Origin of the sequence: Mesorhizobium sp. NPDC059025, assembly GCF_042739655.1 — a bacterium.
Classification (GTDB): Bacteria; Pseudomonadota; Alphaproteobacteria; order Rhizobiales; family Rhizobiaceae; genus Mesorhizobium.
Genome location: NZ_JBHYIM010000025.1, coordinates 1 through 21,900, shown reverse-complemented (window position 1 = coordinate 21,900; position 21,900 = coordinate 1). Strand labels below are relative to the sequence as shown.

Here is a 21,900-nt window from a genome sequence, read left to right as displayed (position 1 = left end):
ACTACTCCAAGGCGCTGCCGCTCGCCCAGGGCGTCTCCTTCGACATCGACTGAGCACCTTTCCACATTTGATCTCTGACGAACGGCGGGCCTCGGTCCGCCGTTTTTTCTTGGTCTTCGCAACACTTGCGTTCCGGGTGGCCCTGCACCCGTCCGGGGTGGGGTTTCGCCTACCCGGCAGGCAGGTTCGGCCCGACGCTTGATGGCGGAAGGTTCCACCTTGGCAGGTGTTGTGAGGATCTGGCCAGGAAAACATTATTCTTCCCACGGCGGAGCCCGCCGAATGCCTGCCGGTCCCTTGAAGCCGGCGCAGACAGATCGGGAGGATCATCATGGCTGGTTTCACGCATCTCTTCGTCCCTGGGCCGACCAACGTGCCGGAAGCCGTCCGGCAGGCGATGAACCTGCCGATGGAAGACATGCGCGCTTCGACCTTTCCGCAGCTGACGCTCGGCCTGTTCGAAGGCCTGAAGAGGGTGTTCAAGAACGAGACCGGCCGCGTCTTCATCTATCCATCGTCTGGAACCGGCGCTTGGGAATCGGGCATCACCAACACGCTGAGCCCCGGCGACCGCGTGCTGATGTCGCGCTTCGGCCAGTTCTCGCATCTTTGGGTCGACATGGCCGAGCGACTGGAGCTCGATGTCGATGTCGTCGATGTGGAATGGGGCACCGGCGTGCCGGTCGAGATTTACGCCGAGCGGCTCGCCGCCGACAAGGAACACCGCATCAAGGCGGTGTTCTGCACGCACAACGAGACGGCCACGGGCGTCACCAGCGATGTTGCCGGCGTACGCAAGGCGCTGGATGCCTCCGGTCATCCGGCATTGCTGTTCGTTGACGGCGTCTCATCGATCGGCTCGATCGACTTCCGCCAGGAGGAGTGGGGTGTCGACTGCGCGGTCAGCGGTTCGCAAAAGGGTTTCATGCTGCCGGCGGGGCTCGGCTTCCTGTCGGTCAGCCAGAAAGCACTTGCCGCCGCGAAGACGGCGAAAGGCCGACGCTGCTACTTCTCCTTCGAGGACATGATCCGCGCCAACGACACTGGCTTCTTTCCCTACACCCCGGCAACCCAGTTGCTGCGTGGCCTGCGCGTTTCGCTGGACCTGATCGAGACGGAAGGGCTGGAAACAATCTTCGCCCGCCATCACCATCTGGCCGAAGGCGTGCGTAAGGCCGTCGACGCCTGGGGCCTCAAGCTCTGTGCCAGGGAACGCAAGTGGCACTCGGACACGGTGAGCGCGGTCTATGTGCCTGAAGGCATCGACAGCGCCGAAGTCGTGAAGCGCGCCTACCACAAATACCAGACCTCGCTCGGCGTCGGCCTGAACAAGGTCGCCGGCAGGGTGTTCCGCATCGGTCATCTCGGCTGGCTGAACGAGGTGATGGTGTGCGGAGCGCTGTCGGCCGCTGAAATGGCATTGCGCGACTGCGGCGTGAAGGTGGCACCGGGCTCAGGTGTCGGAGCCGCGCTCGAACACTTCCGCCTGGCCGAACCAGCCGCGGTTGCAAAGGCCGCCTGACGCGCCGGAGGGAGGAGACCCACGATGAGCCATACCATCAACCATCTGCGCAAGCTGCGGCTGCAGCGCTCCGAGCTTGCGGTTCCGGGTTCCAACCCGGAGATGATCAGCAAGGCGGCGGCGAGTGCGGCCGACTTCATCTTCCTCGACATAGAGGACGCGGTGGCGCCGCCCGACAAGGAGCGGGCGCGCCGCAACATCATCGAGGCGCTGAACGACATCGACTGGCGCGCCAGGGGCAAGACGGTATCAGTGCGCATCAATGGCCTCGACACGCACTACATGTATCGCGACGTCGTCGACATCATGGAACAGGCCGGCGACCGGCTGGATACGATCCTGGTGCCCAAGGTCGGCGTTCCGGCCGACCTCTATATGGTCGAGGCGATGGTCAACCAGATCGAGATGGCCAAGGGCTACAAGACCCGCGTTGGGCTGGAAGCCTTGATCGAAACGGCGCTCGGCATGGCCAACGTCGAGGCGATCGCCGCCTTCGGCGGACGGCTGGAGGCCCTGCATTTCGGTGTCGCGGACTATGCCGCAAGCTGCAAGGCGCGCACCGTCAACATCGGCGGCCTCAATCCCGACTATCCGGGCGACCAGTGGCATTTCGCGCTGTCGCGCATGACCGTCGCCTGCCGTGCCTATGGCCTGCGTGCCATCGATGGCCCGTTCGGCGATTTCTCGGATCCGGAAGGCTACATGGCCGCTGCCCGCCGTGCCGCGGCACTCGGCATCGAAGGCAAGTGGGCCATCCACCCTTCGCAGATCGAACTCGCCAATGCGGTGTTCTCGCCGCCGGAGAAGGAAGTCACCCGCGCCAGGCGCATCATCGAGGTGCTGAAGGAAGCGGAAGAACAGGGCAGGGGTGCTGCTGCGCTGGATGGCAAGATGATCGATGCCGCCTCCGAGCGCATGGCCCGCAACGTCCTCGTGACCCACGACGCCATCGAGCAGTCGGCGCGTTCGCGCCAAGCATTACCGAACTGAGGAGGAGTTCGACATGGATATTCATGAATACCAGGCCAAGGAATTGCTTTCGCGCCATTCGGTGCACATTCCGCGCGGCGGACTTGCCTACAGCCCCGAACAGGCGGCCTATCGTACACGTGAGATCGGCGGCGACAAATGGGTGGTAAAGGCCCAGATCCATTCCGGTGCGCGCGGCAAGGCCGGCGGCATTCGCATCTGCAAGTCCGACAAGGAAGTGTCCGATGCGGCGGAAGCGATGCTCGGCCGCAAGCTGGTGACGCATCAGACCGGGCCGCGCGGCAAGCTGGTCTCGCGCCTCTACATCGAGGAAACCGTCGACATCCGCCAGGAGATCTATCTCGGCTTCGTGCTCGACCGCAAAGCGGAACGCGTGATGATCGTGGCCTCCGCCTCGGGTGGCATGGAGATCGAGGAGATCGCCGAACGCCAGCCGGATTCGATCATCCGTGCCACCGTCGATCCCGGCGTCGGCATGCAGCAGTTCCAGGCGCGCGAGATCGCGTTCGGGCTCGGACTGGAAAACAGCCTGATCGGCAAGGCGACCGACACCATCATGGGCTGTTACCAGGTGTTCCGCGACTATGACGCCTCGATGCTGGAGATCAATCCGCTGGTGGTGACGCGCGAAGGCAATCTGATGGCGCTCGACGCCAAGATGTCGTTCGATGAAAACGCGCTGTTCCGTCGCCCGGAGATCTCGGAACTGCGCGACAAGTCGCAGGAAGATCCGCGCGAAACCTTCGCCAGCGACCGTGGCCTCTCCTATGTCGGGCTGGAGGGCAACATCGGCTGCATCATCAACGGTGCCGGGCTCGCCATGGCGACGATGGACATGATCAAGATCGCCGGTGGGGAGCCGGCCAACTTCCTGGACATCGGCGGCGGCGCGTCGCCCGAACGTGTCGCCAAGGCCTTCCGCGCCGTGCTCGCCGACAAAAATGTCGAGACGATTCTGGTCAACATCTTCGCCGGCATCAACCGCTGCGACTGGGTGGCGGAAGGCGTGCTGAAGGCGATCCACGAGGTTGGCGTCAACGTGCCCCTGGTGGTGCGGCTGGCGGGTACGAATGTCGAGGAGGGCCGTCGCATCCTGAGTGCTTCGGGTCAGTCGATCATCGTTGCCGACACGCTTGCCGAAGCCGCCGAGAAGGCGGTTGCGGCGATGCGCCAGTCGACACTCAAGAAAGCCAGCTGAGGGAGGACGAAATGTCAGTTCTGCTCAATCGCAATACCAGGGTCATCGTCCAGGGCCTCACCGGCAAGATCGGCTCCTTCCACGCCGAGGACATGAAGCGCTACGGTACCAATGTCGTCGGCGGCGTGACACCGGGCAAAGGCGGCCAGTCACAGCAGGGAATCCCGGTGTTCAACACGGTCAAGGGCGCGGTGCGCGAGACCGGCGCCGAGGCCAGCATCGTGTTCGTGCCGCCGCCCTTCGCTGCGGACTCGATCATGGAAGCGGCGGATGCCGGCATCAAGCTCTGCGTCTGCATCACCGACGGCATCCCTTCGCAGGACATGATGCGGGTGAAACGCTACATGCTGCGCTATCGCCGCGAAGACCGCATGACGCTGATCGGTCCGAACTGTGCCGGCGTCATCACGCCGGGGCAGGCGCTGATGGGCATCATGCCGGGTTCGATCTACCTGCCCGGCCGCGTCGGCATCGTCGGCCGCTCGGGTACGCTCGGATATGAAGCGGCTTCGCAGATGAAGGCGCTCGGCATCGGTGTGTCGACCAGCGTCGGCATTGGTGGTGACCCGATCAACGGATCGTCGTTCAAGGATATCCTCGAACTGTTCGAGAAGGATGACGAGACCGACGCGGTGGTGATGATCGGCGAGATCGGCGGTCCGCAGGAGGCGGAAGCCGCCGAGTGGGCGAAGACGAACATGAAGAAGCCGCTGATCGCCTACATCGCCGGTCTGTCAGCTCCGAAGGGCAAGCGCATGGGGCATGCCGGTGCCATCATCTCGGCATTCGGCGAGTCCGCGCAGGAGAAAGTCGAGATCCTGCGCGATGCTGGCGTCACCATCGTTCAGACCCCGGCCTCATTCGGTCCGACCGTTGCGGGTGTACTGGCCGAGCAGCGTAAAGCAGCCTAAACAGGGCTAGGACAATCGTCTTGAGGGGCGGCGCCGGGTCCAGGCGCCGCCTCAACCATGCCATGCAGGAGCAGATGATGAAGCCACGCGTGATCGTGACCAGGAAGTGGCCGGCGGCTGTCGAGCAGGTGCTTGCCGAGCGCTTCGACACCACCCTCAACGCGGGCGACATTCCGTTCACGGCGACGCAGCTCAAAGCTGCCCTGCTGAATTTCGATGCCGTGCTGCCGACAGTCAGCGACAAGCTGCCAGCTGAAATCTTCCCTGAGGAACAGCCACGGGCCAGGATCATCGGCAATTTCGGTGTTGGCTTCAGCCATATAGATGTCGAGGCAGCGAAGCAGCGCGGCATCGTGGTGACCAACACGCCAGGCGTGTTGACTGACTGCACGGCCGATATCGCGATGAGCCTGCTGCTGGCGGTTGCGCGCCGCACCGGCGAAGGCGAGCGCCAGCTGCGTGCCGGCGAGTGGAAGGGCTGGTGTCCGACCCACATGATCGGCGCCAAGGTGACGGGCAAGACGATCGGCATCATCGGTATGGGCCGCATCGGCAAGGCGATGGCCCGTCGTGCGCATTTCGGCTTCGGCATGAAGGTGGTTTTCTTCAACCGTTCGCGTGTGGACGACGAAGAGACGCGCGCGATGGGGGCTACGCAACTGCCCTCGATCGAAGCGGTATTGGGGCAGGCCGATTTCGTGTCGCTGCATTGCCCCGGCGGCGCGGAGAACCGCAACCTGATCAATGCCGAGCGGCTCGCCCGCATGAAGAAGAGCGCCTTCCTGATCAACACGGCGCGTGGCGACGTGGTCGACGAGACCGCGCTGGCCGATGCACTGGAGAGCGGCGTGATCGCCGGTGCCGGGCTCGACGTCTTCGCTCAGGAGCCACACGTTCCGGAACGGCTGGTCGGGTTGGAGAACACCGTGCTGTTGCCGCATCTCGGCAGCGCCACTGAAGAGACCCGTGTCGCGATGGGCATGAAGGTGGTCGACAACATCACTGCCTTCTTTGCCGGCGAGCCGATTCCAGATCGCGTCGTCTGATAGCGATCTCTCGCTGAGGAGGCTGAAAGCGCAAATCCCTTGCTGAGCCGTTGACCCCAAGCGGATCGGTTTTCTCCGATCCTCGCACACTTCGCCGCATTGAGCCTTTGGACTTGAACCAAAGTGTGAATATGTTTACCTATGGTGAACACGCGAAGTTCCGAGGGTATATAATGGACAAGTCGGTCAAGGATGGTAAAGGCGCCAGCGCTGCTGCCCAGGCGACCAACTCATCCAAGAAGGGCCTGGCTTCAGCACAGCTCAAGGCGGCGCCGCTGCACCAGGATCCGCACGCCGTCCGTGATACGCGGGAAAAGGTTCTCGAAGTTGCCATCGGCCATGAAGTGCGCGCCTTCCGCAAGAAGCTCGGCATAACCGTCGCCGACCTTGCCGCTACCACGAATATTTCGCTTGGTATGCTGTCCAAGATCGAGAATGGTATTACATCACCTTCGTTGACAACCTTGCAGGCTCTGTCGCGCGCTCTTGGCGTACCGCTCAGTTCTTTCTTCCGGCGGTTCGAGGAAGACCGCAATGCTGTCTTCGTGAAGGCAGGCGAAGGTGTTGACGTTGAAAGGCGAGGCACCCGCGCGGGCCATCAATACAACCTGCTTGGTTATATCAGTTCAAACACAGCGGGTGTGACCGTCGAACCCTATCTCATCACGCTGACCGAAAATTCCGATGTGTTTCCGGCGTTTCAGCACGATGGCATGGAATTCCTCTACATGCTGGAAGGCGAGGTGGTTTATCGCCACGGCAGCAATCTGTACCGGATGCTGCCCGGCGACAGCCTGTTCTTCGATGCCGATGCACCGCATGGGCCGGACGAACTGACGACGCTGCCGATCCGCTATCTCTCGATCATCTCCTACAGGCAGGGCTCCGGAAACGAATAGCGCGCCTTTCGGCGCGCTATTGTCTCACCGGGTAGAGGGTTATCGCCCCGTTTCAGTCCGGGAGGAAACCCGGCGAGGTGGGGGTTCCGTCGTCATATTTCGACAGCCATTCGAGGGTGGTCGGCCGATAGCGGGTGAGGCCCTTGTATTCGACCAGTTCGTTCGGCAGGTCGCGCAGGACGCGGTGGAAGCGGCGCGCCCATTTCGGCACGGTCACCAGTTCCTCCATCTTGATCAGATAGCAGCGGATCGGGAAGACCAGCGCGTTGGAGCGTGGCAGGCGCCAGAAGCTCTGCAGCTCGACACGCAGATGGACCTTGTCGCCGACATTGTCGGGCGTGACGGTGGTCCGGTCCGGTCCCCATTTGTGATAGTTCTCGGGGCTGGTGTCGAGGCGCGGGTTGATGGTCATCGTCCAGTTCAGCCGCCGTGCCGGCTTGCCCTGCTGGATGTTGGTGAGGAATTTCAGTGCCCGGGTGAAGATGCCTTTTTCGTGCGCCAGCGGCACCGGCGCGTGCCACTCGAAGAAGTTCATGCCGATGTCGAAGTCCAGCGACCAGTCGGCCTGGGTGGTGACCATTCCGGCATCCATCCACAGATTGCCGTCGCGCTGGTCGAGGATGCAGAAGTCGCCCTGGCTCTGGCGCGTGATGTATTCCATCGGCCCATAAGGCAGGGTGGAAAGGTCGCCGAAGGTGAAGCTGTCGTCGATGCCGAGCGGTCGGTTGATCCAGCGCCAGCGATCGCCGTCGCGGGTGAGCGTGAAATGCTCGGGATAACCCTTGGCCTGCTCGGTCATCAGGAGCTCGAGCAGGTCCCAGCCGGCCAGCGTCATGTGGGGCAGCGACTGGCAACGCAACGGATCCTCGGCGAGCACCTTGGCACGGTCCTGCATCTCGGAAACATAGTGCTCGTCGACGTCGATGAGGTTTTCAAGCACGGTGCCGTTTGGACCTGGTACATGCGGCTCGATGTTGACCGCATACATGTAGGCGTCTTCGTGGAACGGGAAGGGAAAGCGCCGGATGAATTCCGGGCTGTTCCTGAAGGTGAAATCGTCCCGGAATGTTTCCTGCCTGAAATTGATGCCCATAGGTTCCTCCCCGTGGTTCCAACTCTTTGTTTCTACGCAAGTCCGGACGCAAAACCGCTGCGCTAACGCTCAAGCACGAGGGACTTGCCCTCGAAGCGTGAGACGCACGGCATGATCTTCTTGCCCGAACAATGCTCGGCCTCGGTCAGCCAGTGGTCATTGTGTCTGAATGCGCCGTCGTAGGAGATGACATTGGTCTCGCACTGGCCGCAGACGCCGCCACGGCATAGATAGGGCGGGTCGATACCGGCGGCTTCCATCGCCTCGAGCAAACTCTGTTCTTCGCCGACACTGATCTGCATCTTGCTGAGCGCCAGCGTGACATCGAAGGGCAGGCCCGGCTGCGGCGCAGCGAAATGTTCGTAATGCACGGTTTCATCCGGCCAGCCGTGCGCCGCCGCCGTTTCGCGTACCCAGCGGATCATGCCGGCGGGTCCGCAGACATAGAGGTGTGTTCCGAGAGGCTGCGAGCTCAGCAGGCGTTCAAGCGGCAGGCGCTCGTTGGTGTCGTCATAATAGATGTTGATCCGCTTGCCGTAGCGATCACGCAGTACGTCGGCATAGGTGCCAAGGGCCGGCGTGCGGCAGGTGTAGTGCAGTTCGAAATTGCCGCCTTCGCCAGCAAGCTGGGCAGTCTGGGCCATGAACGGCGTGATGCCGATGCCGCCCGCCAGCAGCAGGTGTTTCCTGGCCCTCAGGTCGAGCGAGAACAGGTTGACCGGATAGGAGATCACCATTTCCATGCCGCGCTTGACGCGGTTGTGCATGAACAGCGAGCCGCCACGTCCTGCATCGTCACGGCGCACACTGATCGTATAGTCGCGTGTGTTGTGCGGCGAACTCATCAGCGAATAGGGATTCAGCCTGGACTTGTCGCCGTCGCGCATTTCCACCACGACATGGGCACCGCCGGAAAAGGTCGGCAGGTCGCCGCCGTCGGTGCGCTCGAAATGGAAGCGCTTCACCAGCTCATTGACCGCAACCACGTCGGTCACGGTGACGTTCAGTTTCGTTGTTCCCGCGCTCACCGGAAAATCTCCTCTTTCTGAGGGATCTCGCTCGGATCCTCGGCGTTGATGCACACGCCCTGGAAGGCAGCAAGGCGGCGCGAATAATGGTCGCGTACGAGAAGCAGCAGGCCGCAATGCGAGCAGGTGGCCGGCTGCGTCGTGACGTTCTCGGTGACGCCCTTGCAGTGGACGCACTGCACCCGGCGCGCCCAGGAACCGCGATGTTCGGTCTGGATCGAGGAATGATCGATGCCGGCTTCCAGCGCCACCTGCATGGCCTGGCCGATCAACCCTTCGGTGCCTGCGAGGTAGAGCCTGAGGCCCATATGGGCGTTGGCAAGCGTCTGCCTGAGACGGGGCAGGGCAGCAGCGATCGAAGGACCTTCATAGAATTGGGCGGGCTTCAAGGCCTTCAGCGGCGTTTGAAACTGGCTCCTGGTCGTCTCGGGTATGAACATGATGTGCGTGCTGGCGAAGAAATCGTCCGGAGCCTTCTTCGCCAGGTCGAGGATCGCGGATGCGCCTTCGGCATCCGCGACGAAGAGATGGTTCTTGCCGGTCTGGGGCGACAGGGTTCCGTAGACCGGGCGACTGAGGATCGTCTTTGCCGGCATCCCGTCCAACGGATCAGCCCTTTGCCGTGCGCTTCAGCTTCTTGGGATCGTCGAATGGCAGCGCCTGCGCCGTCGCCTTGACCGATCCGGAGGCGTTGCGGACTTCGAGTTCGGTGCCGACGACAGCGCAGTCGACGTCGAGGCGGGCGATGCCCATCGATTTCTTCACCAGCGGTGAATACATCGCGCAGGTGACGACGCCGACCTTCTTGCCATTGCGATAGATCGGTGCGCCTTCGTCAGCGGGCTTGGTGCCCTCCAGCAGGACGCCGAAAATCTTGAAGCGTTCCTTGCCCTTGAGGCGATAGTGTTCCTCGGCACCGCGGAAGCCGGTCTTGCCGGGGCTGACGGTGAAATCCAGCCCCAGTTCCCACAGCGTGTCGCCAGGCCCTTCGTTGTCGAAGGGATATTTCTGCGAATTGTCGTAGGGATAAAAGAGCAGGTAGCTCTCCACGCGCAGCATGTCGAGCGTGGTGAAGCGGCACGGAATGATACCCTCGCTCTTGCCTTCATCGAGGATGCGGTCCCAGATCGTGCCGGCATCCTGGCCACGGCAGAAGATTTCATAACCGCGCTCGCCGGTGTAGCCGGTGCGCGAGATCATCACCGGCAGGCCGAACAACTGGGTCTGCATATGGTGGAAGTAGTTGAGGTCGCGGATGCCGGGCACATGCCTGGCGAGATAGTCGACAGCGGTCGGGCCCTGCAGCGACAGGTCGTGCAGGTTGTCGTCGAAGCGAACCGATACGTCGCGCCCAATGGAGGCGCGGGTCAATTCCTCATGACCGGTGCCGGAGCCATGCACGACCATCCAGGAATTGGTGCTGATGCGGTAGACGACGCAGTCGTCGGTGAATTTCCCGGCTTCGTTGAGCATGCAGGCGTAGACCGACTTGCCGGGATAGATCTTCTCGACATCGCGTGTCGTGCACAGGTCGATCAGGTGCGAGGCATGCGGGCCGGTGATGTGGACCTTCTTAAGGCCCGAGACATCCATCAGGCCGGCCTTGGTGCGGATGGCGACATATTCTTCGTCGGCGTCCTTATCATAGGTCCAGGCCGTGCCCATGCCGCTCCAGTCTTCAAGCTTGGAGCCCAGGGCGCGATGGCGGTCGGCCAAAGTCGAGAAACGCCAGGAAGCTGTCATGCGGGTGTCCTTCTCCTCAAGGGTACCTTCGAAAAGCGGCCATTCTTTTCTTATCAGCCTGCTCTTTCGCCAGACGCATATTGACTCGAATTCCGTCGTCGGGGCAATATCTTTGTGCAAGAAATATTACTGATAGGCAACTTTCCCCGGGTCCGACTTTAGTCCTCCCAGGAGGCCTCGGTTCCGCGGCGAGGTACAATGCGGGACTTTTCTGTAAGGAAAAAAACATTCATAGCAGTTGAATTGGATTTTCAAAGCTGCTAGCGTTTGATCATCGGACCGCTGCCATTGGAGGTAACGTCGTGTGCGGAATTGTGGGACTGTTCTTGAAGGACAAGACATTGGAGCCGCAACTCGGCGCCATGCTCTCTGAAATGCTGGTGATGCTGACCGACCGTGGCCCCGACAGCGCGGGCATCGCGGTTTACGGCGCGACCACCAAAGGCAAGGCCAAGGTTACGATCCAGTCGCCGTCGCCGGCGACGGATTTTGCTGGCCTGGAAGCCGAGCTCGGAAAGAAAATCGGCGCGAAGGTGACGCTGCTGGCCAAGTCCACCCATGCGGTCATCGATGTGCCAGCCGGCAAGGTCGAGGCGGCGCGCGAGGCGATCGCCGAACTTCGTCCGTCCGTGCGCATCATGGGCGCGGGCGATGCCATCGAGATCTACAAGGAAGTCGGCCTGCCCGTCGATGTCGTCAAGCGCTTCGATGTCAGCAAGATGACCGGCACCCATGGCATCGGCCACACCCGCATGGCAACCGAATCCGCCGTTACCACGCTGGGCGCGCATCCCTTTTCGACCGGCCCGGACGAATGCCTGGTCCACAATGGCTCGCTGTCCAATCACAACAATCTGCGGCGCGAGCTGATCCGCGAGGGCATGAAGTTCGAGACCGAGAACGACACCGAGGTGGCGGCAGCCTACCTGTCATCGAAGATCGCGCATGGCCAGAACCTCGGCCAGGCACTGGAAAGCAGTGTCAATGACCTCGACGGCTTCTTTACCTTTGTCGTCGGCACCAAGAATGGTTTCGGCGTGGTGCGCGATGCCATTGCCTGCAAGCCGGCCGTGCTTGCCGAGACCGACCGCTATGTCGCCTTCGGCTCGGAATACCGCGCGCTGACCAAATTGCCCGGCATCGAAGACGCCAAGGTGTGGGAACCGGAGCCGTCAACCGTCTATTTCTGGGAGCACTGAGCCGATGAACGTGACCACTCTCGCCAAGTCGCCTCAGCGCGAAGTCAATTATGTGCCGCGCATCTTTGATCTCGATGCGGCACCGCTGCGCGAACTCAACCTCGCTCTGCATCAGGTGACGGACGCAGCCGACGAACCAAGCTGGGAAGTGATCAACCCGAAGGGCAGCCACGCTGTGGCTGCCGGCGTTGCGCAGCCCATTGCCGTTGAGGTGCGTGGCAGCGTCGGTTACTACTGCGGCGGCATGAACGACAAGGCCAGCATCACCGTGCACGGTTCAGCTGGGCCGGGCGTTGGCGAAAACATGATGTCAGGCCAGATCACCGTGAAGGGCGACGCCAGTCAGTATGCCGGCGCGACCGGTCGCGGCGGCCTGCTGGTCATCGAGGGCAATGCCTCGTCGCGCTGCGGCATCTCGATGAAGGGCATCGACATCGTCGTACGCGGCAATGTCGGACATATGTCGGCCTTCATGGCACAATCGGGCAATCTCGTGGTGCTGGGAGACGCCGGCGATGCGCTGGGCGACTCCATCTACGAAGCACGCCTGTTCGTGCGTGGCACGGTGAAAAGCCTCGGCGCCGACTGCATCCAGAAGGAAATGCGGCCGGAGCATATCGCCAAGCTCAAGGAGCTGCTCGACCGCGCCGGCATCACCGACGTCAAGCCGGAAGAGTTCACACGCTACGGGTCGGCCCGTACGCTCTACAACTTCAATATCGACAACGCCGACGCGTACTGAGGGGACGCCTAAATGACCTATCACAATCCTCCGACGACGCCTCGCCGGTCGGCTACGTTCGATGACTACACGATGTCGGAAATCCGCCGCGCCGCGGCGACCGGCATCTATGACATCCGCGGCTCCGGCGCCAAGCGCAAGCTGCCGCATTTCGACGACCTGCTGTTCCTCGGCGCCTCGATCTCGCGTTATCCGCTGGAAGGCTACCGCGAGCGTTGTGACACCAGCGTCACCCTCGGTGCCCGTCACGCGAAAAAGCCGATCCAGTTGAAAATCCCGATTACCATTGCCGGCATGAGCTTCGGCTCGTTGTCGGGACCGGCCAAGGAAGCACTCGGCCGCGGCGCGACGATTGCCGGTACCTCGACGACCACCGGCGACGGCGGCATGACGGAGGAAGAGCGCGGCCACTCCCAGACGCTCGTCTATCAGTATCTGCCGTCGCGCTACGGCATGAACCCGCGTGACCTGCGCCGCGCCGACGCGATCGAGATCGTTGTCGGCCAGGGCGCGAAGCCAGGCGGCGGTGGTATGCTGCTCGGCCAGAAGATCTCCGATCGCGTCGCCGAGATGCGGACGCTGCCCAAGGGCATCGACCAGCGTTCGGCCTGCCGTCATCCCGACTGGACGGGTCCGGATGACCTGGAAATCAAGATCCTCGAACTGCGTGAGATCACCGACTGGGAGAAGCCGATCTACGTCAAGGTCGGCGGCGCGCGGCCTTACTACGACACGGCTCTTGCCGTGAAGGCAGGTGCCGATGTGGTGGTGCTCGACGGCATGCAGGGCGGTACTGCGGCAACGCAGGAGGTGTTCATCGAACATGTCGGCCAGCCGACGCTCGCCTGCATTCGGCCAGCGGTGAAGGCGCTGCAGGATCTCGGCATGCACCGCAAGGTGCAGCTCATCGTCTCCGGCGGTATCCGCAATGGTGCTGACGTCGCCAAGGCTCTGGCGCTGGGCGCCGATGCGGTCTCGATCGGTACTGCCGCGCTGATCGCGCTGGGCGACAACGACCCACGCTGGGAAGACGAGTACCAGAAACTTGGTACGACGGCTGGTGCCTATGACGACTGGCACGAGGGCAAGGATCCAGCCGGCATCACCACCCAGGACCCCGAGCTGATGAAACGCGTCGATCCGATTGCCGCCGGCCGGCGTCTGGCGAATTATCTCAAAGTGATGACGCTGGAAGCACAGACGATCGCTCGTGCCTGCGGCAAAAATCACGTGCACAACCTGGAACCGGAGGACCTCTGCGCCCTGACAATCGAATCCGCGGCCATGGCTGGCGTTCCGCTTGCCGGCACCGGCTGGATACCTGGAAAGGGCAGCTTCTAGGCGATCTCTTCATTCAATCAAAACAACAAGAAGAAGAACAACCCAGGGGAAAACAATGGGAACCAATTTCGAGGCCGGCACGGCAGTTACCGCAGAGCTGAAGGATTTCGCCCGGGCGCGTAACGTCAAATATTTCATGATCTCCTACACCGACCTGTTCGGCGGCCAGCGTGCCAAGCTGGTGCCGGCACAGGCGATTTCGGACATGCAGAAGGATGGAGCCGGCTTTGCCGGCTTTGCCACTTGGCTGGACCTGACACCGGCGCATCCAGACATGCTGGCGGTGCCGGATCCGGATTCGGTCATCCAGCTGCCATGGAAGCCGGAGGTCGCCTGGCTGGCTTCGGACTGTCTGATGGAAGGCAAGAGCGTGGCGCAGGCGCCGCGCAACACGCTGAAGCGCCTGGTTTCGGAAGCCGCCGAATTCGGCATCCGTGTGAAGACCGGCGTCGAGCCCGAGTTTTTCCTGACGACGCCCGATGGCAAGCAGATTTCCGACGAGCACGATACCGCCGCCAAGTCCTGCTACGACCAGCAGGCCGTGATGCGCCGCTACGACGTGATCGCCGAAATCTGCGATGCGATGCTGTCGCTGAACTGGGAGCCCTACCAGAACGACCATGAGGACGCGAACGGCCAGTTCGAGATGAACTGGGCGTATGACGATGTGCTGGCGACAGCCGACAAGCACTCCTTCTTCAAGTTCATGGTCAAGTCGATCGCCGAGAAGCATGGCCTGCGCGCCACCTTCATGCCGAAGCCTTTCCAGGGCCTGACCGGCAACGGCTGTCATGCGCATATCTCGGTCTGGGATCTCGGGGGCCAGACCAACGCCTTCGCTGACAAGAACATGGAGCTCGGGCTTTCCGAGCAGGGTCGCCACTTCCTCGGCGGCATCATGAAACATGCCTCGGCGCTGGCTGCGATCTGCAACCCGACCGTCAATTCCTACAAGCGCATCAATGCGCCGCGCACCATATCGGGTGCCACCTGGGCGCCGAACACCGTGACCTGGACCGGCAACAACCGCACGCACATGGTGCGTGTGCCTGGGCCGGGCCGCTTCGAGCTTCGCCTGCCGGATGGCGCCGCCAATCCCTATCTGATGCAGGCGGTGATCATAGCAGCCGGCCTCGACGGCATGAAGAGCAAGGCCGATCCGGGCCCGCGCAGCGATATCGACATGTACAAGGACGGCCACACCGTGACCCACGGCGCCAAGCTGCCGCTCAACCTGCTCGATGCATTGCGCGAGTATGACAAGGACACGTCGCTGAAAGCGGCGATGGGCGAGGAGTTCTCCGCTGCCTTCATCCGGCTGAAGCAGCAGGAGTGGAATTCCTATGCCTCGCATTTCACCCAGTGGGAGCGCGACCACACGCTCGACGTGTAGCCGCCAGAGCAATTCCGGGCGTTTCCGCAAAAACGGAAACGCTCCAGGATAGAGGCCAGAACAGACTGAAATGCGGTACTCGATCTTCTCGCTCGCCAAGGCGGCGCTTTCGGGCCACAAGGGCTGGACGCGGGCCTGGCGCGATCCCCAGCCGAAGAAACACTATGACGTGGTGATCATCGGCGGCGGCGGTCATGGACTGGCCACCGCTTATTACCTCGCAAAGGAATACGGCATCCGCAACGTCGCGGTGCTGGAGAAGGGCTGGATCGGCTCCGGCAACGCCGGGCGCAACACCACCATCATCCGCTCCAACTACATGCTGCCGGGCAACACCGGTTTCTACGAGCTGTCGATGAAGCTGTGGGAGCGGCAGGAGCAGGACCTCAACTACAACACCATGGTGAGCCAGCGCGGCATCATCAACCTCTATCATTCCGATGCGCAGCGCGATGCCTTCGCCCGGCGCGGCAACGTCATGCGCATCAACGGCATCGACGCCGAACTGCTCGATGCTGAGCAGATCCGCAAGGTGCTGCCGTTCCTGAACTACAACAACGCCCGTTTTCCGGTGATGGGTGGATTGTGGCAGCCGCGCGCCGGCACAGCCCGGCATGATGCGGTGGTGTGGGGCTATGCACGCGCCGCCGACTCCTTCGGTGTCGACATCATCCAGAACTGCGAAGTGACCGGCTTTGCACGCGACCAGAACGGCAGGATCACCGGCGTCGAAACGGCGCGCGGCACGATCGGAGCCGGCAAGGTCGGCATGGCGGTGGCCGGCAGCACCTCGCGCGTCGCGGCGATGGCCGGCATGCGCCTGCCGATCGAAAGCCATGTGCTGCAGGCTTTCGTGTCCGAGGCGATCAAGCCGCTCATCCCCGGCGTCATTACCTTCGGTGCCGGCCATTTCTACGTCAGCCAATCCGACAAGGGCGGGCTTGTCTTTGGCGGCGATCTCGACGGCTACAACTCCTATGCCCAGCGCGGCAACATGCCGGTGATGGAGGACGTCTGCGAAGGCGGCATGGCACTGATGCCGATGATCGGACGCGTGCGCCTGCTGCGCCAGTGGGGCGGCATCATGGACATGTCGATGGACGGCACGCCGATCATCGACAGGACGCCGATCGACGGGCTCTATCTCAATGCCGGCTGGTGCTACGGCGGCTTCAAGGCGACACCGGCCTCCGGCCTGGTCTTTGCCCATCTGCTCGCCCGCGACGAGCCGCACGAGGAAGCGAAACGCTTCCGGCTCGACCGTTTCCGGCGCGGCGCGATGATCGATGAGAAGGGCCAGGGCGCCCAACCCAACCTGCATTGAAAGTGAGTAAGGCGCCATGCGCATAGCATGCCCATTCTGCGGAGAACGCGAGCTCGGCGAGTTCACCTATCTCGGCGACGCGGCACCGAAGCGGCCGATGGCTTTCGCAGCTGACGGGGCCGAACAGCCGGACGCGCAGGACCTTTTCTTCGACTACGTCTACCTGCGCGACAACATCGCCGGAGACATGGATGAACGCTGGTATCATGGCGGCGGCTGCCGTTCCTGGCTGACTGTCACCCGCAGCACGACGACACATGAAATCAAGGCCGTGCACGCGGCACCGGGTGCAGGTGCGCAGAAGCCGGCCAAGGCAGGCGCGACATCATGAGTGCGACCAGAACCGGCCGGATATCGGGCGATGCCGCGCCGCTCGCCTTCAATGACAAAACCACTGCCGATGCACCGACGCCGCGTTTCGTTTCGGCAGGCACGCAATCTCACCGCCTGTCGAGCGGTGGCCAGATCGATCGCAAGCAGCCGCTCGGCTTCACCTTCGACGGCAAGAGGATGGTCGGTTTCGCCGGCGATACGCTGGCTTCGGCACTGGTGGCCAACGGCGTCAGGCTGGTCGGCCGCTCGTTCAAATATCATCGCCCGCGCGGCATCCTGACCGCCGGCGCGGAAGAGCCGAACGCGCTGGTCGAACTGCGCAGCGGTGCAAGGCGCGAGCCCAACACGCGTGCGACGACCGCCGAGCTTTATGACGGGCTCGCGGCGGAGAGCCAGAACCGCTGGCCCTCGCTGCGTCACGACGTCATGGCGGTGAATTCGCTGTTCTCGCCGATCTTCGTCGCCGGCTTCTACTACAAGACCTTCATGTGGCCGGCGAAGCTGTGGGAGAAGCTCTACGAGCCGGCCATCCGGCGCGCTGCCGGCCTTGGCAAGGCGTCGGGCGAAGCCGACCCGGATCACTACGAGAAAGCCTGGGCGCACTGCGACGTGCTGGTGGTCGGCAGTGGCCCGGCCGGTCTCGCCGCCGCACTCGCCGCCGGCCGCGCTGGCGCGCGCGTTATCCTGGCGGACGAGGATAGTCGTCTCGGCGGACGGCTGCTCTCCGAGAACGGCGAGATCGATGGCAAGCCGGTGGCGGAATGGCTGGCAGGTGCACTGCACGAAATTGCAGGTCTGGCGAACGTCCGCATCATGGCTCGCACCGCCGTCTTCGGTGTCTATGACGGCGGCACCTATGGCGCGCTCGAGCGTGTCAATGATCACGTCGCCGTGCCGCCTGCACACCAGCCGCGCCAGCGGCTCTGGCGCATCGTTGCCAGGCGCGCCGTCGTTGCGGCCGGTGCTATCGAGCGTCCGCTCGTCTTCCCCGGCAACGACAGGCCGGGCGTGATGATGGCGTCCGCCGTGCGCAGCTACATCAACCGTTTCGCGGCGATGCCTGGCCGGCAGGTCGCGCTGTTCACCAACAATGACGACGGCTGGCGCACGGCCGAGGCCGTGCAGCGCGCCGGAGCGTCCGTCGCTGCGGTGATCGACAGTCGCGGCGTGGTTCCCGCAGGCTATCGCGGGCTCAATCTGCGGCAGCTCGGTGGTGTCGTGAGCGCGGTGAATGGCGGCGTCGACGGTGTGCGCAGCATCGTCGTGCGCGACGCCAGCGGCCGGACACAGCAGATCGAGGCAGATTGCCTGGCCATGTCGGGTGGCTGGAACCCCAATGTGGCGCTGTCGTCGTTCCAGCGCGGCAGGCCGGTCTGGCGCGATGACATCGCGGCCTTTGTGCCCGGCCAATGTCCGCCGGGCATGGTCATGGTGGGAGCGGCAGGAGGAGACTTCTCGCTCGCCGCCTGTCTGCGTGAAGGCCATGCGGCCGGTGCTGCTGCCGCGAAAGACTGCGGCGCCAAGGGCAAGGCCGGCACTGTTGCGCAGGGCGACGACGAAGGTTTTGCCATCAAGCCGCTGTGGCATGTCGACGGCGGCAAGGCCTTTGTCGACTTTCAGCACGACGTGACCGCTTCCGATGTGAAGCTCGCGCAGCGTGAAGGGTTCGAGAGTGTCGAGCACCTGAAACGCTACACCACGCTGGGCATGGCGACAGATCAGGGCAAGTTGTCCAACGTCAACGGCCTTGCCTTGATGGCCGAGGCGACGGGGCGCGACATCGCCGATACCGGCACCACGATCTACCGGCCGCCTTATGCGCCGGTGGCGATCGGGGCCCTGGCCGGACACCACCGTGACGAAAATTTCCACGCATGGCGCCTGACGCCGTCACATCACTGGGCTGCTGCCCGGGGCGCGGTGTTCGTCGACACCGGCCTGTGGAAGCGCGCGCAATGGTACCCGATCGCCGGCGAGAAGGACTGGCTGGAATCGGTGACGCGTGAGGTGCGGGCCGTGCGCAACGGCGTCGGCTTCTGCGATGTCTCGACGCTCGGCAAGGTCGATGTGCGTGGTCCGGACGCCGGCACCTTCCTCGACCGCCTCTACATCAACACCTTCTCCAATCTTGCCGTCGGCAAGGCCCGCTACGGGCTGATGCTGCGCGAGGACGGGCTGGTCTATGACGACGGCACGACGTCGCGTTTGGCCGAGGATCATTATTTCCTCACCACCACGACCGCCAAGGCCGGGCCGGCCATGCAGCATCTCGAATATTGCCGGCAGGTGCTGTGGCCCGAACTCGACGTGCAGTTGACCTCGGTCACCGACAAGTGGGCGCAATTCTCGATCGCCGGCCCCAACACGCGCGATCTTCTGAAGAACCTGTGCGACCCGGCGGAAGATCTCTCCAATGAAGGTTTCCCCTTCATGGGCGTGCGTGAGGTGTCGCTGCGCGGCGGCATGCGGGCCAGGCTCTACCGCATCTCGTTCTCGGGCGAGATGGCGTTCGAGATCGGCGTGCCGGCGCGCTATGGCGAGGCCATGGCCGAAAACCTCATGCGGGCAGGCGCCGAATTCGGGGTGACGCCCTACGGCACGGAAGCGCTCGGCGTGATGCGCATTGAAAAGGGCCATGTCGCCGGCCCCGAGCTCAGCGGCACCACGACGGCCGATGATCTCGGCCTCGGCAAGATGATGTCGAAGAAAAAGGACTATGTCGGCCGCGCCATGGCCGGGCGCGAGGCGCTGATCGCGCCGGACCGGCAGGTGGTGGTCGGCATCAAGCCGGTCAACAAGGCCAGCAGGCTGCGTTCGGGCGCGCATGTCATCCCGAAGGGCGCGGCTCCCGGTCCCGATACGGACCAGGGCTACCTCACTTCGGTCTGCTATTCACCGATGCTCGGCCACTGGATCGCGCTGGCGCTGGTCGAGCGTGGACGCGAGCGCCATGGCGAGATCGTGCGGGCCTACGATCCGTTGCGGGGCGAGGACATGGAAGTCGAGATCACCAGTCCGGTCTTCTACGATCCGGAGGGAGGGCGCCAGCGTGGCTGAGTATTCCTGGGAGGCGCAGTCAACGCTGCGCAAGGCGTTTGCGCCAGGGCGCATCGGCCTGGCCTCCGGCGATGCCGGTATCGCCATGGCGGAGATCAGCGGCTTCAGCCTGGTGCAGGTGATGGCGCGACGTGGTCAGGTCGCCAACGTGGCGAAGGCAGCCAAGAGGGTCTGGGGGGTGTTGCCACCGGAAAAACCTGGAGCTGTCGCCGGCAAGGGCGTTACGCTGATATGGACCGGTCCGGATCAGTTCTTTGTGTTGAGTGCCGGAAACGTGCCCGATCCTGTTCCGCCGCTGGCGGCTGTCTTCGACGGGACGGCATCTCTCAGCGATCAGTCCGGCGGGCGCTGCTTGATCCGATTGTCGGGTGCCAGGGTGCGCGATGCACTCGCCAAGGTATCGTCGATCGATCTGCATGACGCCGTGTTTCCGGTCGGAGCGGCCGCTGCCACCTCGATCGACCACACCGGGGTCAATCTCTGGCGTGAATCCGACGCTGCCGACGGCAGTCCGGTCTACAGCCTGCTCGTCTTCACCAGCTTCGCCGACAGCCTCTGGCACACGCTTGCCGATGCCGCGGCTGAATACGGCATACAAGCTTCCCGTGTGCCGTTGTCCTGATCCGTGGCGGTCTCGCCGCCGTAGACGGTTGGACATGTCAGCATTGTCGATCTGTGCCATGGCGTGGCTGCGAGGTGCGCGTTAGGGTCGCCGCAGTCCGACATCCTGCACAAGGTAGATCCATGAGCGACCAGATCGAACGCGCGCGTGCTTTCCATGCCCTTCATGTCAAGGGCGACCCCGTGGTGCTTTTCAACGTCTGGGACCCAGGCAGCGCCCAGGCCGTCGTGAAGGCTGGCGCCAAGGCTCTGGCGACCGGCAGCTGGCCGGTTGCTGCAGCGTTCGGCTATCCGGACGGCGAGAAGATCCCGCTGGCGGTGGCGCTGGACAATTTCCGTCGCATAGCCGCCTCGGTGGAATTGCCGGCCACGATGGATCTCGAAAGCGGCTATGGGCCGGCGCCAGCGACGGTTGCGGCCACCGTGACGCAGGCAATCGAGGCCGGCGCGGTCGGCTTCAATTTCGAGGACCAGATCGTCGGCGGCGGTGGCCTTTACGAGATCGCAGTGCAGGTCGACCGGATCAAGGCGGCCGTGGACGCGGTCAAGTCAGGCGGCGTGCCGGCCTTCATCAATGCCCGCACCGACATCTTCCTGAAAGCCAAGCCCGAAGAGCACAGCGAAGCACTGGTCGAGCAGGCGATTGCACGTGCTGCAGCCTATGAGAAGGCAGGCGCGCACGGTTTCTTCGCGCCCGGTCTCGGCGACCCTGCACTGATCGAAAAGCTGTGCAAGGCGGTTGCGTTGCCGGTCAACATCATCGCGCTGGCGCATGTGCCGCCGCGCCAGAAGCTGGCGGAACTCGGTGTCGCCCGTATCAGCCATGGGCCGGTGCCGTACCGCAAGATGGTGGCGTGGCTGGAAGAGCAGGCGCGCGCCGCGATTTCCGGTTGAGAGCTAATCCTGGTTGCGGGCGATCTCAGCCGCCCGCGCCAGATGCTGCATGAGGTGGCTGGCTGTCGGTTCGGCGATGGCAGCAGCGGCTACAGCCTTGGTCATGCATCTGAGCCAGAGGTCACGCATCTCTGGGCCGATCGGAACGTGCTCGTGAATCTCGCGCAGCCGCGAATGACCATGCCTTCGCACATAGTGTTGCGGGCCACCGAGAAAGCCGGAGAGGTAGTCGAACTGTTCGATGCGGGAATGAGCGACTCCGTGGCCGCGACGGTGGAGCAGATGCAGTTCCTGTGCACCCTCGTCCTGCTCGATGATGTCGTAGAAGGCCTGGACCAGCCGCTCCAGGCCATCATCGCCGCCGATGGCTTCGTAGAGTGAGAGTTTCTCCGGCGAAATCATCTGGCCGAAGCTCCTTGAACAGGCAGTAGGGCAGTGAGGTTTGGGCTGATACTGCCCTGATCCCTTACCGCCCTACTGCCTTTCCTGTTAGAACAGTCCCTCGATCTGTCCCTGATCGTTGAGGAAGATCTTCTCCGAGGATGGCTTGGAGGGCAGGCCGGGCA

20 protein-coding genes are annotated in these 21,900 nt (G+C 63.2%); 15 read left to right on the top strand and 5 right to left on the bottom strand.

All coding sequences use genetic code 11. The features are described from left to right. Positions 1 to 331: 331 nt before the first annotated feature. From ACFWYE_RS30730 to ACFWYE_RS30705, 6 genes are all read left to right on the top strand, one after another. Positions 332 to 1,522 (top strand): aminotransferase class V-fold PLP-dependent enzyme, encoded by a 1,191-nt coding sequence (locus ACFWYE_RS30730; RefSeq protein WP_379067071.1) that lies wholly within the window; start codon positions 332 to 334, stop codon positions 1,520 to 1,522. 24 nt (positions 1,523 to 1,546) lie between these two features. Continuing rightward, positions 1,547 to 2,512, top strand: a complete 966-nt coding sequence (locus ACFWYE_RS30725) for an HpcH/HpaI aldolase/citrate lyase family protein (protein WP_379067073.1) — start codon at positions 1,547 to 1,549, stop codon at positions 2,510 to 2,512. A gap of 13 nt (positions 2,513 to 2,525) precedes the next feature. After that, positions 2,526 to 3,710: a malate--CoA ligase subunit beta gene (locus ACFWYE_RS30720; protein ID WP_129413582.1), complete on the top strand. Its 1,185-nt coding sequence runs from the start codon at positions 2,526 to 2,528 to the stop codon at positions 3,708 to 3,710. A gap of 11 nt (positions 3,711 to 3,721) precedes the next feature. Further along, on the top strand, positions 3,722 to 4,621 hold the full coding sequence (gene sucD, locus ACFWYE_RS30715; protein WP_379067075.1) for a succinate--CoA ligase subunit alpha: 900 nt from the start codon (positions 3,722 to 3,724) through the stop codon (positions 4,619 to 4,621). Between the two features lie 74 nt (positions 4,622 to 4,695). Beyond that, a complete protein-coding gene (locus tag ACFWYE_RS30710; RefSeq protein ID WP_379067077.1) occupies positions 4,696 to 5,667 on the top strand; it encodes a 2-hydroxyacid dehydrogenase in 972 nt (323 codons plus the stop codon). Positions 5,668 to 5,840: 173 nt separating this feature from the next. Next, the gene (locus ACFWYE_RS30705) at positions 5,841 to 6,566 is read left to right on the top strand and encodes a helix-turn-helix domain-containing protein (protein WP_379072911.1); all 726 of its coding nucleotides are present in this window, start codon (positions 5,841 to 5,843) and stop codon (positions 6,564 to 6,566) included. A gap of 52 nt (positions 6,567 to 6,618) precedes the next feature. Here the strand turns inward: ACFWYE_RS30705 and ACFWYE_RS30700 are convergent, their stop codons facing one another. From ACFWYE_RS30700 to ACFWYE_RS30685, 4 genes are all read right to left on the bottom strand, one after another. Continuing rightward, entirely contained in the window at positions 6,619 to 7,659 is a 1,041-nt protein-coding gene (locus tag ACFWYE_RS30700; protein ID WP_379067079.1) for a DUF3445 domain-containing protein, read from the bottom strand. A 62-nt stretch (positions 7,660 to 7,721) separates the two neighbouring features. After that, positions 7,722 to 8,687 (bottom strand): PDR/VanB family oxidoreductase, encoded by a 966-nt coding sequence (locus tag ACFWYE_RS30695; protein WP_379115779.1) that lies wholly within the window; start codon positions 8,685 to 8,687, stop codon positions 7,722 to 7,724. Continuing rightward, complete coding sequence (locus tag ACFWYE_RS30690) at positions 8,684 to 9,283, bottom strand: dimethylamine monooxygenase subunit DmmA family protein (protein ID WP_379115778.1); 600 nt, start codon at positions 9,281 to 9,283, stop codon at positions 8,684 to 8,686. The genes ACFWYE_RS30695 and ACFWYE_RS30690 overlap by 4 nt, the downstream gene beginning before the upstream one ends. A 13-nt stretch (positions 9,284 to 9,296) precedes the next feature. Then, positions 9,297 to 10,430, bottom strand: a complete 1,134-nt coding sequence (locus tag ACFWYE_RS30685; protein ID WP_379067084.1) for an aminomethyltransferase family protein — start codon at positions 10,428 to 10,430, stop codon at positions 9,297 to 9,299. A gap of 302 nt (positions 10,431 to 10,732) precedes the next feature. On the opposite strand from ACFWYE_RS30685, the gene ACFWYE_RS30680 reads away from it, so the two are divergent. The 9 genes from ACFWYE_RS30680 (at position 10,733) to ACFWYE_RS30640 (ending at position 21,334) form a co-directional block, all read left to right on the top strand. After that, entirely contained in the window at positions 10,733 to 11,629 is an 897-nt protein-coding gene (locus ACFWYE_RS30680) for a glutamine amidotransferase family protein (RefSeq protein WP_379067086.1), read from the top strand. 4 nt (positions 11,630 to 11,633) lie between these two features. Further along, on the top strand, positions 11,634 to 12,371 hold the full coding sequence (locus ACFWYE_RS30675; RefSeq protein ID WP_379115777.1) for a protein GlxC: 738 nt from the start codon (positions 11,634 to 11,636) through the stop codon (positions 12,369 to 12,371). Between the two features lie 12 nt (positions 12,372 to 12,383). Beyond that, positions 12,384 to 13,712 (top strand): FMN-binding glutamate synthase family protein, encoded by a 1,329-nt coding sequence (locus ACFWYE_RS30670; RefSeq protein ID WP_101939695.1) that lies wholly within the window; start codon positions 12,384 to 12,386, stop codon positions 13,710 to 13,712. A gap of 55 nt (positions 13,713 to 13,767) precedes the next feature. Next, a complete protein-coding gene (gene glnT / locus ACFWYE_RS30665; RefSeq protein WP_379115776.1) occupies positions 13,768 to 15,105 on the top strand; it encodes a type III glutamate--ammonia ligase in 1,338 nt (445 codons plus the stop codon). Positions 15,106 to 15,175: 70 nt separating this feature from the next. Further along, positions 15,176 to 16,429: a sarcosine oxidase subunit beta family protein gene (locus tag ACFWYE_RS30660; protein WP_379115775.1), complete on the top strand. Its 1,254-nt coding sequence runs from the start codon at positions 15,176 to 15,178 to the stop codon at positions 16,427 to 16,429. Between the two features lie 16 nt (positions 16,430 to 16,445). After that, entirely contained in the window at positions 16,446 to 16,760 is a 315-nt protein-coding gene (locus ACFWYE_RS30655; protein ID WP_379115774.1) for a sarcosine oxidase subunit delta, read from the top strand. Beyond that, on the top strand, positions 16,757 to 19,819 hold the full coding sequence (locus ACFWYE_RS30650) for a sarcosine oxidase subunit alpha family protein (protein ID WP_379115773.1): 3,063 nt from the start codon (positions 16,757 to 16,759) through the stop codon (positions 19,817 to 19,819). Before ACFWYE_RS30655 ends, ACFWYE_RS30650 begins: the two co-directional genes overlap by 4 nt. Further along, positions 19,812 to 20,441, top strand: a complete 630-nt coding sequence (locus tag ACFWYE_RS30645) for a sarcosine oxidase subunit gamma (RefSeq protein WP_379115772.1) — start codon at positions 19,812 to 19,814, stop codon at positions 20,439 to 20,441. Before ACFWYE_RS30650 ends, ACFWYE_RS30645 begins: the two co-directional genes overlap by 8 nt. 122 nt (positions 20,442 to 20,563) lie before the next feature. Further along, complete coding sequence (locus ACFWYE_RS30640; RefSeq protein ID WP_379115771.1) at positions 20,564 to 21,334, top strand: isocitrate lyase/phosphoenolpyruvate mutase family protein; 771 nt, start codon at positions 20,564 to 20,566, stop codon at positions 21,332 to 21,334. A 3-nt stretch (positions 21,335 to 21,337) separates the two neighbouring features. Here the strand turns inward: ACFWYE_RS30640 and ACFWYE_RS30635 are convergent, their stop codons facing one another. Further along, on the bottom strand, positions 21,338 to 21,736 hold the full coding sequence (locus ACFWYE_RS30635) for a group II truncated hemoglobin (RefSeq protein WP_379115770.1): 399 nt from the start codon (positions 21,734 to 21,736) through the stop codon (positions 21,338 to 21,340). Positions 21,737 to 21,900: the final 164 nt, after the last annotated feature.